Origin of the sequence: Rhodococcus sp. OK302 (assembly GCF_002245895.1) — a bacterium.
Lineage (GTDB): Bacteria > Actinomycetota > Actinomycetes > Mycobacteriales > Mycobacteriaceae > Rhodococcus_F.
The window spans coordinates 5917634-5931685 of record NZ_NPJZ01000001.1 but is presented as its reverse complement, the minus strand read 5'-3'; the positions used below and the strand labels follow the sequence as shown (position 1 = coordinate 5931685).

Here is a 14052-nt window from a genome sequence, read left to right as displayed (position 1 = left end):
GATGACTGGTGATAACTACTCGGATGCGTTGAGATGTGTTCGAGCCGAAGGAGATTCGAAGATGGAAGTACAGGAATACCTGAAGATTCTGCAGGCGCGGTGGAGGATCATCGCTGTCGTCACCGTAGTTGCAGCGCTGGGCGCTCTTGGTGCGTCGTTGATCTCGACGCCCGTCTATCAATCGTCGACACGACTGTTCGTCTCCACGTCGGTGGGAACGTCGGTGGACGAGGCATTCAGGGGAAATCAATTGTCACAGCAGTTGGTGACGTCGTACACCAAGCTGTTGACCGGTGAAACTCTCGCTCAGCGAACAGTTGATGTTCTCGGTCCGGACAAGGTCGGTGGGATGTCCGGGAAAGAACTCGCAACGAAGGTGAGCGCTACGTCTGCACCCGATACCGTGCTGATCGATGTGAATGTGCAGGACACGTCGCCGGAGCAGGCTCGGGATATCGCCAATGCATTGTCGGATGAATTTGTTGTGATGGCAAAGGAACTCGGTACTCCGGACAACGGTGGGACGCCGCCGGCGCGCGTAGTGGTAGAACAGCGGGCGCAAGCACCCAGTGAACCGGTGTCGCCCAAGACGGAGCGCAACGTGGCACTCGGTATCGCTGTCGGCCTCCTTCTGGGTATTGCGTTGGCTGTCCTCCGAGATCGCCTGGACAACACGGTGAAGGACAGACGGGCAGTAGAAGAGATCGCCGGTTCCGCGATGGTAGGCACGATCCCGTTCGACAAGGATCGGCAGGTCAGTCAAGCGATCGACTTCAACGTCGGAAATTCGACGAGCGCCGAGGCGTACCGCGAACTGCGTACCAATCTGCAATTTCTTGCGGTTGACAACCCTCCACGGGTGATCGTGGTGACGAGTTCATTACCAGCAGAAGGTAAGACGACGACTGCGCTCAACATCGCGTTGGTACTTACTGAAGGTGGAAAGAACGTTTGCCTCGTCGAAGGTGACCTTCGGAAGCCTCGCATTTCGAAGTATCTCGGGATCATCGGGAGTGTGGGGATGAGTTCGGTCCTGTCCGGACAGGCCGAATTGGACGACGTGCTCCAGCAGGACGGCGCTACTGGCTTGACAGTGCTCGCATCAGGTCCGATTCCGCCCAATCCCAGCGAACTGTTGGGAACTGATACTGCACGAACAATTTTGACAGAGCTGAGGTCTCGTTTCGACTACGTCATCATCGACGCGTCGCCACTCTTGCCGGTTACCGATGCGGCTGTGCTGTCGGCGATGTCGGACGGTGCATTGCTGATTGCACGCCACGGGGAGACCAAGCGTGATCAGTTCTCGCGGGCAGTCGGCAACCTGCGCAGTGTCGGTGCTGTCATTCTCGGTACCGTGATCACGATGACGCCGGAACGAGGCCGTGGAGTCTACGAGTACAAGTACTACTACGACTCGGATCCGGTGGTGAACAAGGACTCTGCGGACATCCAGGCACCTGCTACGCCTAGGTCTGATGTGGCGTTGGCGTCAAATACGCACTGAGTGAAAAGATTCGGAGAGAGCGTGGGACTTTGGTCCGGGATCGTCCTCGACTTGTCGAAGTTGCGTGACGTGAGCCATACACAGTTGTTACCATTTTCGCAGTGGCAGTGAGCCATTCAGATCCCACAACTTTCGGAGGAATAGAATGCTAGGTTCTCTCATGGGCATCAGTGAAGCAGTAGGCGCTCCTTCGGTTGACCAGTTGTTCGAATTCGCACGTGTTCTCGTCACAGCACTGTTCGCGTTGAGCTGATCCGTCTTCGTTCACGCTCCACATACAGCGTCGTCTGCGAAACAGCCCCCGCACTCCCTCCCCTGGAGTGAGGGGGCTGTTGTGTGCTTCAGCGTGTAGTCATTCGGAGTATCAATGGCTTGAGGAGCGTTGCAATCTCGTTTCCCACCGCGTGAAAAGTGTTCGAGTCCTTACCTATCGGATCGACGACGTCTTCGATGTCAGTGGTTCGGTGGAGCGGACGGGCCGCAGCGAGATCCGAAACACCCCTCGCATCCGCAGCCCTGGCCAAGCGGGCTGCCTCGCGCAGGGTGAAGGTCCGTTTGAACTGTGCCGGAGCCAGCGTCAGGACCTGGTCACGGTGGCGCTCGGTCATCGTCAGGATCAAATCTGCTTCGGCTGCAATCGACTTCGTGAACAATCGTGCGCGGAACTCGGTCGGATCGCCGCCCAGCCCCTCGAGAACGTCGGCGGCCGTGGGCTCGATCGGGTGCCCGACAACGGCTCTGGTTCCGGCGCTCGATGCGCGAAAATCGGGGATGAGCGCTTCGCCGGCAAACGCAAGCGCCAGCCGTTCGGCGGTAGGGGAGCGGCAGATGTTTCCGGTACATACGAATAGGACGTGCATGGAGTCATCATAGGCGGCACGGTCTCGACTCGAACTGTTCGCCAGTTACCCACTCGGGGTTTCTGTTTCGTCTGCGCACGAGATGTAACAAGTGTTCATGCGACTAACCGTGTTCGGAACCGGGTATCTGGGTGTGACCCATTCTGTGTGTCTGGCGGAGCTGGGACACGAAGTCCTGGGGATCGACATCGACGCCGCGAAGATCGAGATGTTGAGGGAAGGTCGGGTTCCGTTCTATGAGCCTGGGCTGGAGCAACTCTTGCTTCAGAATCTCGAATCGGGACGACTGCGTTTCAGTACGTCGTACGCAGATGCTGCGGAATTCGCCGACCTTCATTTCTTGTGTGTGGGCACTCCACAGAAGCGGGGCGAGAATGCGGCGGATCTGAGCCATGTCGACGCTGTCATCGACACCTTGGCGCCGTTGTTGACGAGGCCGACGGTGATCGTCGGAAAATCGACCGTCCCGGTGGGTACGGCAGCACGGTTGGCATCCCGAGTTCGTGGCGCTGCTCCGGCGGGTGAAGGCGTCGAAGTTGCGTGGAATCCGGAATTCCTGCGTGAAGGATTTGCTGTAGCCGACACCTTGCGTCCGGATCGGCTGGTGTTCGGAATCGAGCGTGATCGGCCGGGGACCGCGGAAGGGGCGCTACGGGATGTCTATGAGTCGCTCCTGGCCAACGGTGTCGCGCTTGTTGTCACCGATCTGGCGACGTCGGAACTGGTCAAGAGCTCTGCCAACGCCTTTCTGGCTACCAAGATTTCCTTCATCAATGCGATCGCAGAAATTTGTGAGGCCACCGGAGCCGATGTGACCGTGCTTGCCGACGCGCTCGGCTACGACGCGCGTATCGGTCGCAGCTTCCTCAATGCAGGGTTGGGGTTCGGGGGAGGTTGCCTGCCGAAGGACATCCGTGCGTTCGCGGCCCGGGCCGGGGAGTTGGGTGTGGATCAGGCGCTGTCATTTCTCCGGGAGGTCGACAGCATCAATATGCGAAGGCGCACAAAAGTCGTTGAACTTGTTGCCGAGGCTTGTGGTGGAAGTTTGCTGGGAATGAACGTGGCCGTACTGGGGGCCGCATTCAAGCCGGAATCGGACGATGTTCGTGATTCGCCCGCGCTGAATGTCGCGGGCATGATGCAACTTCATGGTGCTGCAGTGTCGGTCTACGACCCGAAGGCGATGGCGAATTCGCGCAATCTCTTTCCTACCCTCGATTACGCAACTTCGACGTCGGGAGCCTGTAATAACGCTGATGTCGTGCTTGTTGCAACAGAATGGGCCGAGTTTGTCGCTCTGGATCCCGGTGAACTCGATTCGGCAGTTCGGACTCGGGTGATCGTCGACGGGCGAAATTGTCTCGATCCCTCGGTCTGGCGGTCGGCGGGATGGATCTATCGCGGACTAGGTCGATGATAGCTAAGCTGACATTAGCTGATAGATTGCCGAGAAGTTGGTTCGGCGCGACTCGACACATTTCCTCGATGCAATCGAATGGGTAGACTTCGCGCCGGGGAGTGACGGATCTGATCATGGATTTGTCTGCGGTCGACGAAGGTGGCTCATGAACTTGGTGCTGGGTGTAACAGTGGGGGCGAGTGCTGTCCGCTTGGCGCGCCCGGGTACGCCCGACAACGGTGGTCCGGTGTTCCGCTCGAGAGCGATCGAGCGCGGACGCGAGATACCTGAAGACATAGCGGCCGACTCGATTCGTGTGGCTCTCGCGGAGTTTACCGGGCAGGACAACGTCGTCGCAGTCGTCTACCGCGATCAGAATCAGGCCGGTGCATTGACCAATGCGCTCGATCGCGGTCTGATCGACCACTACCAACTTGTTCCCGAATCGACCGCGATACTGCGAATGCTCGAGGAACCGGGAACACTCGGGACGCAGAACACCCTGGTCATCGTCGACCTGGGTAGCACCGGATCAACTGTGGACGTGATTGATCGGGCGAGCGGTTCGACAGTGGTCACGGCGCGATCGAGCCAGGTCGCCGGAGATCGTTTCGACGCGCTCGTCTACCGCGATCAGACCGAACGACGTCGGATCGTGCCCCCGACAGATCCGGAGAGCATCGCTGAACTTCAGTCCCGGTGCAGGCTCGCCAAGGAACAGCTTTCGACACGCAGCGCAGTCTGCCTTCCGGGACCGGGCGGATTGCTTCTGCTCTCCCGTGAAGTATTCGATTCCTTGGTCGCGCCCTTCGTCGAGGCACTGGCCCGTGAGGTCCGGGAGGTTGTCGCGACTTCCGGCAGGCACCCGGACGCAGTTGTACTGATCGGCGGCGGTGCAAGAATTCCTATCATCCGCACGGTTCTGGAAATGTGGCTCGAAGTCCCGGTTATCGCGCCGGAACAACCCGACCTGTTGGCCGCCCAAGGTGCAGCCTTGCTCGCCGAGGGGCCTACGGACCGGACAGTTGCCGTGGCACCGGTTGCGCAGACTGTTTCGGCGTCGGCCGTCGCACCGATCTTTGCTCCCTATCCGATACACACGCCGGCGGCTGTGCCCGAACCCGTTGAAGCATTCGCCCACGGTGGACTGGCGAGGACCAGTCGCGTGAACACGCACCATCGACGGCCGAGTGTCGAGCCGACGGTTCCTTCGGTGCCCGATGCGCCCGCTGTTGTCGAAGTAGCCTCCGAAACCGAATCTGCGGTTGTGGCCGTCGCACCTCTCCGCGGAGCCGTCGACGAACACGCCGGACAGGCTCCCGTCGAAGTCGAATCGGTCATGGTCGACGCCCCCGCTTACTCGGCTATGCCTCCGGACGCGATGCCTCCCGAGTCCATAGCTGCGGATGCCAGCGGTGGACAACCGTCGTGGGTGGCGTCAACCATCCGTGAGGAAACAACGACCGAAGATTCCAGAAAACCTTTCCGGTTTGCCGGGCTGGGTGCCGGCGTGGTGGCTGCAATTGTCATTGTCGGACTGGGAATGGGATATGGCGGAAAGGTCTTCGGAGATTCGGGTGAAGCCAATCCCGTCGTGACCGAGGTGACCACCACCGTCGCGCCGTCGACCACTGTGCCCCCGCCGACCACAACGACACCACCGCCGTCGACTACGACGGTGGAACCGCCGCCGGTCGTGGAGCAGCAGCCCGAGGCTGAGGCCCCGTACGTAGCGCCGTACGTTCCGCCGCCACCGCCTCCGCCGGCGGTGTACATCCCCGGGTTGCCGCCGATCTTGCTGCCCGTGTTGCCCCGCATCCCAGGTTTCTGAGCCGTTCAGCGTTTGGAATGCCGGCCCCCGGTGGCGGTGGATGCCGTCGACGCTCCCGGTGGCCGGGCCAGAAGGACGGCAATGGCGGTTGTGAGGGGCACTGACAACGCAAGAGCGATACCGCCGACGGCTGATCGCACGATTTCGATGGCCACGGCGTCGCCGACCAGTACGTCGCCGAGCGGTCGTCCGCTGACGCTGAAGAGCAGAAGTAGCGGTAAGGCGCCGCCGGCATATGCCAGTACCAGGGTGTAGACGGTGCTGGCGATGTGATCGCGACCGACGCGCATCGAACTAGCGAAGATCTGGCGCCGGGTGGCAATTTTGTCGAGTTCCGCCAGTTCGAACGCCGACGACGCCTGAGTGATCGTGACGTCGTTGAGCACACCGAGCGAGCCGATGATGAATCCGGCGAGAAGTAGCCCGGTGATGTCGACGTGCTGAATGTAGGTCTGCACGTTGGTGTTCTGCTCTTCGGAGAGCCCGGTGAGGTGTGTCAGTTGAATTGCCAGATACGACAGCAGTGCGGCCAGGACCATTGCGGCGAGCGTTCCGAGGAGCGCGGAACTTGTCCGCAGCGAGACTCCGTGCGCCAGGTACAGGACGGCATACAAGATGACTGCGCCGGAGACCAGCGCAAGCGGTATCGCAGGTTTTCCGTCCAGCAGTGCGGGCAGAAGGAACCCGACTACAACACCGAAGGCAACCACCAATCCGAGCAGAGCCCGCAATCCTCGCCACCGGGCTACAGCGATGACTACCACTGCGAACATCGTGACGATCAGCGCCAGCGGCAACCCTCGGGAGTAGTCCTCGAATGAATATTGGGTCGCACCAGTCGGATCGGTCTGACGGACCAGTCGTATGTGATCGCCGACGCGTAGATCGGGCTGGCCCGGGCCGGGAATGATCTCCAGGAGAGTCTGGGTCCCGGAATTCGGCCCCGATTCGATATCGACAATGCTGCGCTGGCATTGATAACTCGTGTTGGCCGGAGGCGCGGGCTCGCCGACGAATGGTCTTCCCGCCGAGAGGCTTCCGCAGGCGCCGATGTTCTGGTTTGTCACGGTACCGGCTTCTGTCACCACGGATCCGCCGTCGGCATTCTGGAACGGCATGGGGATTGCAGTGGTGGATTTGTCAGGCCACAGTGCAATCAGACCGATGACCACCGCCAGTCCGACGACGGCGAGAATTCCTATGACAATCCGGGATGCAGCGGCTCCGATGCGAAGCGGACCGTCGTGATTGTGGCCGTGACCGTGGCTCATCGGAAACTGTGTGTCGGACTGTGGATTTGCACCGCTGCCATGCTAGCGGTTGTCGCGGTGAATCGGCCTCTTGAAGCAGTGATGTCGAGCGATGATGCGGAAGCGGATGGTCAGCTTCGCGAAAGTTTTCGAGCTGGGTGGCGGGGAACAGGGGGGTTGTCCCCGCCACCAACCTGGTATCCACAGGGGGGGGAGGGATACCAGGTGCTCGCGGCACCGAAGTGCTTTAACCAATGTACCCAATTCCAAACCGATGTGGTGCATTGTCCAACTACCAATTTGGCAACGATCACGCAGACCGATTGGCCCTTTTTGTCATCGTGGCAGGTCACTAATTAGTTAAATGCTCAACCAAACCAAGCGGTTTGCGAAATGTGTGACGAAGGTCGCACAAATGCCCCGCAACTTTACGTTTGCGGGGCATCTGTATATCAAGAAATTTATCCGATTTTCACTGCTTGTAGCTGGTGAGGAAGTTGCCGAACCGTTCGATGGCCACCGCGAGGTCTCGAGCCCACGGCAAAGTCACGATGCGTAGATGATCATGATTGGGCCAATTGAAACCGGTTCCCTGGACCATGAGTATCTTTTCCTGAAGAAGAAGATCCTGAACCAACTTCTCGTCGTTGTGAATTTCGTGCACATTCGGATCCAGGCGAGGGAACGCGTACAGCGCACCGCGCGGCTTCACACAGGAGACGCCCGGAATCATATTCAGACGTTCCCAGGCGACATCGCGCTGTTCGAGTAGGCGCCCTCCCGGGAGAATCAGATCCTCGATGCTCTGATGGCCACCCAGCGCGACCTGGATGGCGTGCTGCCCCGGAACATTCGGGCACAAGCGCGTCGACGCCAGGAGGTCGAGACCCTCCAGGAAGCCTGCCGCGTGGTCCTTGGGGCCGGTGATGGCAACCCAGCCCGAACGGTAGCCGGCGACGCGGTACGCCTTCGAGAGGCCGTTGAACGTCAAGCACAACAGATCGGGAGCCAGCGTAGCGAGCGAGATGTGCTTCGCGTCGTCGTAAAGGATCTTGTCGTAAATCTCGTCTGCCAGCAGCAACAGTTGATGCTTGCGTGCCAGATCGACCAATTGCTGGAGAATTTCCATCGAGTACACCGCACCCGTGGGGTTATTCGGGTTGATGACCAGCAGCGCCTTGGTCTTGTCGGTGATCTTGGATTCGATATCCGCGATATCGGGATTCCAATCATTGCCCTCGTCGCACAGGTAGTGGACCGGGGTGCCACCGGACAGGCTGGTCATGGCGGTCCACAGCGGGTAGTCGGGAGCTGGGATCAGCACCTCGTCGCCGTTGTTGAGCAATGCCTGCATGGTCATCGTGATCAACTCGGACACGCCGTTGCCGAGGTAGATGTCATCGACATCGAGCTCGGGGAATCCCGGTACCAATTCGTAACGCGTCACGATCGCGCGCCTGGCTGACAAGATTCCCTTGGACTCCGAATATCCCTGTGCGTAGGGGAGGGCGGCAATCATGTCGCGCATGATCACATCGGGGGCATCAAAACCGAACGGTGCCGGGTTGCCGATGTTGAGCTTGAGGATCCGGTGCCCTTCCGCCTCCAACCGGGCGGCATGCGCATGCACCGGTCCACGGATTTCGTACAGGACGTTCTGGAGCTTCGACGACTGCTCCAGCTCGCGCGGCGGCTGACGATGGCGGACGGGTTCTGGTGTGCTCACGACTTACATGATTCCACTTCTGCGCAAGTGGATTGTTCGGGGCACGGCCGACGTGTCCTATCCTCGACAAGATGACGCAGACCGACGTGATCGCAGCACCGTACGGATCGTGGACTTCGCCCATCATCGCAGCGGATCTTGCCGCTGGTGGTCATCCCGTCGAAGGCGGCCGCTACGTGGGCGGCGACGTCTGGTGGTCGGAGTTGCGGCCGACCGAGGGCGGACGCGTCGCCGTCCGCCGCATCGCAGTAGACGGCCTGCCCATCGATGTCCTGCCTGCGCCGTGGAACGCCCGAACACGGGTCCATGAATACGGCGGCGGTGCGTGGACAGTCACGGATACGAGGCAACTCGTGTTCAGTGAATTCTCGGACCAGCGGGTGTACATCCTCGAAGGCCACACTCCACGGGCCTTGACGCCGGAGCCCACTGCGCCCGCAGCGTTGCGCTACGCGGACCTGTCGATTGTCGGCGACGAAGTATGGGCGGTGCGGGAGTCACATGCGGCGGACGGTTCGATTACACGAGATATCTGCGCCATCCCGCTCGACGGCAGCGGCGATATTCGCTCCATCGTCGGAGGCTCGGATTTCCTGGCGTATCCACGTCTCTCGCCGGGTGGATCCAAGATCGCCTGGATTGCTTGGAACCATCCGCAGATGCCCTGGGACGGAACGGAACTGCGAATCGCAGATCTGGTCGACGGAGTTGCCGGGCCGTCTCGAGTTGTCATCGGTGGCGCCGAAGAGTCTGTGCTGCAACCTGAATGGATCAACGAAGACGAACTGTACGTAGTCAGTGACCGCAGTGGCTGGTGGAATATCTATCGAGTCGGGGCCGGGGTTACTTCACTCTGTGCCGCGGACGCCGATTTTGGTGGACCGTTGTGGCAGTTCGGTGCTCGCTGGTACGAGGTGCTCGAGGACGGGAAACTGTTGACGGTCCGGACCGTCGGCACGGACACCCTTGCCGTGCTCGACCCGGAGTCGGGGAAGTTGCGAGATCTCGAAATTTCCGGAGTTACGAGCATCAGCATTCTGCAGGTTCGCGGGGATCGTCTCCTGCTCAAGTGCGGTGGCGCCAAGGTTGCTACCGGAGTGCGCGAATTCGATTCGAGGACAGGAGATCCCAGAGTAATTCGGTTGTCTGTCGAATCGTTGCCCGACGACGCCTATCTTCCGGAAGCGCAGACGGTCGTCGCGCATGGTCAGGGCCGTGAGGTTCATGCGGTTGCGTATCCGCCGCGCAATCCCCGATACGTTGGTCTCGACGGGGAGTTGCCGCCGTACGTCGCGTTTGTCCACGGCGGGCCCACCGCGCACGTGGCGCCGGCACTCAACCTCGTCTACGCGTACTTCACCAGTCGCGGAATCGGTGTGGTGGACGTCAACTACGGCGGATCCACCGGCTACGGCCGCGAGTACCGCAATCGCCTTCGGGGGCAGTGGGGTGTCGTCGACGTCCAAGATGTGATCACCGCGGTGACCGGACTGGCTGAACAGGGCCTCGCCGACGCGAACCGTCTGGCCATCGAAGGTGGTTCTGCCGGCGGATGGACAGTTTTGGCGGCACTGACAACTTCAGAGGTCTTTGCTTGTGGCACTTCCTACTACGGAGTCGCGGAGCTCGACGGATTTGTCAAGGAAACCCACGATTTCGAATCGCGGTACATCGACGGACTGATCGGTCCACTGCCGGAATCTGCAGCACTGTATGCAGAACGTGCGCCACTGAACAATGTCGGCGGACTGAACTGCCCTGTCCTATTGCTTCAGGGTCTCGACGATCCCATCGTTCCGCCCTCGCAAGCTGAACGCTTCCGGGATGCGCTGGTAGCCAAGGGTATTCCGCACGCATATCTGGATTTTGCCGGTGAGTCGCATGGCTTCCGTCAACTGTCCACGATTATCAGTGCCCGGAACGCCGAACTGTCCTTCTACGGCCAGGTTATGGGATTCACACCGCCGGGCATTCCGGAGCTGAAACTGTGGACTGCTTCAGGTTCCTGAACGCTGTAGGGCTCAGGCGCGAAGCGGGGGGAGTGAGCACCGCCTGTGCATAGTGAGCACCGGTTTCAGCATGCTGGAAAGGGTGCTCACTACGCAGAAACGGTGCTCACTAGCCGGGGCCGGGAAATACGAACGCCCCCACCGTTGAGGTGGGGGCGTTCGCGAGCGGAACTGTTACTTCTTGCGGCCGGGAGCCTTGGCGCCCGACTTGAATCCGAGTCCACCGGGCTTGGCAGCCGGGGGAGCCGGAGTCTCGGTAGCAGCAGCCTTCGGTGCCTCAGCAGGTGCTTCAACAGCGGGTGCTTCGACGACCGGTGTTTCGACGACCGGTGTTTCGACGACCGGTGTTTCGATGGCCGGTGTTTCCGCGACGGGTGCAGCAGCAGCCGGAGCTGCCTTACGTGCACCGGGAGCCTTTGCGCCCGACTTGAATCCGAGACCACCGGCCTTGGCAACCGGAGCTGCCTTGGGTGCTTCGACAACAGGTGCCTCAGCGACGGGTGCTTCGACAACAGGAGCAGCAACAGGAGCAGCGGCAGCCGGAGCGGCCTTTGCGCCCGGAGCCTTCGCGCCGCCCTTCATCTGCAGACCCTTACCGCCGGGAGCCTTCGCGCCGGACGCAAGGCCCAGGCCCTTCGGCTTGGCAGCGGGAGCCGCAGTTTCCGGTGCAGCAGCAGCCTCTGCGGCCGGTGCAGCGGCAGCCGGAGCGGCCTTTGCGCCCGGAGCCTTGGCAGCGCCCTTCATCTGCAGACCCTTACCGCCGGGAGCCTTCGCGCCGCCGGCCAGGCCGAGACCCTTGGGCTTTGCGACCGGAGCGACCGGAGCCGCCGGTGCAGACTCAGCAGCTTCGGCGGATGCAGCCGGAGCCGCAGCCTTCTTGGCGCCCGGAGCCTTTGCTCCGCCTGCCATTCCGAGTCCCTTGCCGGGAGCCTTGGCGCCGGGAGCCTTGGCCAGACCCTTCATTGCGAGACCCTTGCCGGCAGCCGGTGCAGCAGCTGCAGCCGGAGCAGCGGTCTCTTCGACTACTGGTGCGGCTTCCTCCACGACAGGCGCCGGCGCAGCAGCAACCGGTGCCTTCTCCCGCGGGATCACCTTGATGTTCTCGGTGAGCTGTGCGGATTCGAGGCGGGTGACGGAATTGAGCATCAGCTGAGCGACGTCCACAACCTCGACGCCTTCACCCTTGCCCTCTTCCTGACGAGCGGTGACGCCGTCGGTAAGCATGACGCGGCAGAACGGGCAACCCGTGGCGATCTTCTTGGGGTTGGTCGAGAGTGCCTCGTCGACGCGGTCGACGTTGATGCGCTTGCCGATGTTCTCTTCCATCCACATGCGGGCGCCACCGGCACCACAGCACATGGAACGTTCGCCGTGACGCGGCATTTCGATCAGCTTGGCGCCGGATGCTTCCATGAGTTCACGGGGAGCGTCGTACACCTTGTTGTGGCGGCCGAGGAAGCACGGGTCGTGGTACGTGATGTCTTCGCTCACGGACGCGACGGGGATCAGCTTCTTCTGGCGAACCAGGCGGTTGAGCAACTGGGTGTGGTGAACGACCTCGTAGTCGCCGCCCACCTCCGGGTACTCGTTGCCGAGGGCGTTGAAGCAGTGCGCACAGGTGACGACGATCTTGCGCTTCTTCTGCTCGACGCCTTCGAAGACCGAGTTCAGCATCTCGATGTTCTGCATCGCGAGCTGCTGGAACAGGAACTCGTTGCCGGCGCGGCGAGCGGAGTCACCGGTGCAGGTTTCGTCGGCACCGAGGACCATGAACTTGACGCCCGCGGTGGCGAGCAGTTCGGCGACGGCCTTCGTGGTCTTCTTGGCACGGTCCTCGTAGGCGCCGGCGCAACCGACCCAGAAGAGGTACTCGTAGTCCTCGAAGGTGTCGGCGTCCTGGCCGTAAACCGGGATCTCGAAGTCCATCTCGTTGATCCAGTTGAGGCGATCCTTGGAGTTCTGACCCCAGGGGTTGCCCTTGTTCTCGAGGTTCTTGAACAGGCCGGCGAGCTCGGACGGGAATTCCGATTCGATCAGGACCTGGTAGCGGCGCATGTCGATGATGTGGTCGACGTGCTCGATGTCGACGGGGCACTGCTCGACACAAGCGCCACAGTTGGTGCAGCTCCACAGAGTCTCGGCGTCGATGACCGGGGCCATTTCACCTTCGACGGTTTCGCCGACGAGCTTGCGCTCGGCTTCGCGGCGGGCAGCTTCGGGAATTGCGGCGAGGGCAGCTTCGTTGACGTTGCCTTCGGCGTCCACCAGGCCGACCTCGTCGCCGCCCATGTCCTTGCGGCCACCGGCGAGCAAGTACGGAGCCTTGGCGTAACCGTGGTCACGCAGCGACATGATGAGGAGCTTGGGGGAGAGCGGCTTTCCGGTGTTCCAGGCGGGGCACTGGGACTGGCAACGGCCGCACTCGGTGCAAGTCGTGAAGTCCAGCCAGCCCTTCCATGAGAAGTCCTCGATCTGACCGGCACCCAGAGTGTCGGTATCCGGATCGACGTTGTCCATGGTCAGGGCAACGCCCTTGCTCATCATCGGCTTTGCGGCGCCAAGTGCGACGGTTCCGTCGTCCTCACGCTTGAAGTAGATGTTGAAGAACGCGGAGAAGCGGTGCCATGCAACACCCCAGGTGATGTTGCGTCCGACCATGTACAGCCAGATCATGCCGGACATCAGCTTGATGAACGCGAAGATGGCGACCATGGTGGCGCTGGCGGGGAGCAACTTGGCCAGGTTCATCGTGAAGAAGTCGGTCCACGGGTTGGAGTGTCCGTACGTGGCGATCTTGCCGGCCTTCACGAAGATCATGCCGAGGCCCTCGATGAGGACGACAGTTTCGACGAAGTAGGCGGCCTTGAAATCCGATCCGCCGAATCGGGAGAGTCGAGTGGGGATCCGCGGGTGGTTGAGTTGGCGAATGACGATCAGCGTCGTGATGCCGATGACGGTGCCCAAGCCCAGAATTTCGTCGACCAGGTGGTAGATGGCCCAGTTTCCGAAAATCGGCCAGTGGAACTCAGGATTGAAGGTCTGACCGTATGCCTCGAACCAGACGATGGCACCGAGTAGGAATCCGACCATGACAAGCCAGTGAGCCCAGCCGACGGTACGGAATTTCGCCATTCGTGTGTGGGCGATGAACTCGATGACCATCTGCTTGAAGCGCGGGAAGAACGGGCGCCAGCGATCCGGTGCCGATTGACCGATCTGGACGGTCTTGACCATCTTGAGCGCGCCGCCGATGAAGGAATACCAACATACGAGGCTCAGCAGCACACCGATGGTGCCCAACGTGATCGTCAGGGCATTCATGTCGCGGCCTTTCATTTCAGGGCGACACGTCGGCCACCTGCGGAACAGCCCACTGATAGTAACCTGCCATATGTTACCCGCCAGTAACTATGCGTGTCGAGCATGTCTACCGGTGGGTAACCATGCTTGGCCTGGCGGGATCAAACATC

8 protein-coding genes are annotated in these 14052 nt (G+C 61.0%); 4 read left to right on the top strand and 4 right to left on the bottom strand.

Annotated features, from left to right (window positions below; genetic code table 11):
• Positions 1–61: 61 nt before the first annotated feature.
• A complete protein-coding gene (locus BDB13_RS27045; RefSeq protein WP_094274489.1) occupies positions 62–1507 on the top strand; it encodes a polysaccharide biosynthesis tyrosine autokinase in 1446 nt (481 codons plus the stop codon).
• Between the two features lie 341 nt (positions 1508–1848).
• Here BDB13_RS27045 and BDB13_RS27040 read toward each other — a convergent pair whose 3' ends face one another.
• A complete protein-coding gene (locus BDB13_RS27040; RefSeq protein WP_094274488.1) occupies positions 1849–2367 on the bottom strand; it encodes an arsenate reductase/protein-tyrosine-phosphatase family protein in 519 nt (172 codons plus the stop codon).
• A 97-nt stretch (positions 2368–2464) separates the two neighbouring features.
• Between BDB13_RS27040 and BDB13_RS27035 the strand changes: the two genes are divergently transcribed.
• Both BDB13_RS27035 and BDB13_RS27030 read left to right on the top strand, forming a co-directional pair.
• The gene (locus tag BDB13_RS27035) at positions 2465–3784 is read left to right on the top strand and encodes a UDP-glucose dehydrogenase family protein (RefSeq protein WP_094274487.1); all 1320 of its coding nucleotides are present in this window, start codon (positions 2465–2467) and stop codon (positions 3782–3784) included.
• Positions 3785–3932: 148 nt separating this feature from the next.
• Positions 3933–5597: an Hsp70 family protein gene (locus BDB13_RS27030; protein WP_094274486.1), complete on the top strand. Its 1665-nt coding sequence runs from the start codon at positions 3933–3935 to the stop codon at positions 5595–5597.
• 5 nt (positions 5598–5602) lie between these two features.
• Here the strand turns inward: BDB13_RS27030 and BDB13_RS27025 are convergent, their stop codons facing one another.
• Together BDB13_RS27025 and BDB13_RS27020 are read right to left on the bottom strand one after the other, a co-directional pair.
• A complete protein-coding gene (locus BDB13_RS27025; protein WP_094274485.1) occupies positions 5603–6868 on the bottom strand; it encodes a YibE/F family protein in 1266 nt (421 codons plus the stop codon).
• A gap of 451 nt (positions 6869–7319) precedes the next feature.
• Positions 7320–8573, bottom strand: a complete 1254-nt coding sequence (locus BDB13_RS27020; RefSeq protein ID WP_094274484.1) for a pyridoxal phosphate-dependent aminotransferase — start codon at positions 8571–8573, stop codon at positions 7320–7322.
• Between the two features lie 71 nt (positions 8574–8644).
• On the opposite strand from BDB13_RS27020, the gene BDB13_RS27015 reads away from it, so the two are divergent.
• Positions 8645–10582 carry a prolyl oligopeptidase family serine peptidase gene (locus BDB13_RS27015; RefSeq protein WP_094274483.1) on the top strand — a complete coding sequence of 646 codons (1938 nt, stop codon included), beginning with the start codon at positions 8645–8647 and terminating at the stop codon, positions 10580–10582.
• A gap of 174 nt (positions 10583–10756) precedes the next feature.
• Here the strand turns inward: BDB13_RS27015 and BDB13_RS27010 are convergent, their stop codons facing one another.
• On the bottom strand, positions 10757–13903 hold the full coding sequence (locus BDB13_RS27010; protein ID WP_094275245.1) for a (Fe-S)-binding protein: 3147 nt from the start codon (positions 13901–13903) through the stop codon (positions 10757–10759).
• Between the last annotated feature and the right edge of the window lie 149 nt (positions 13904–14052).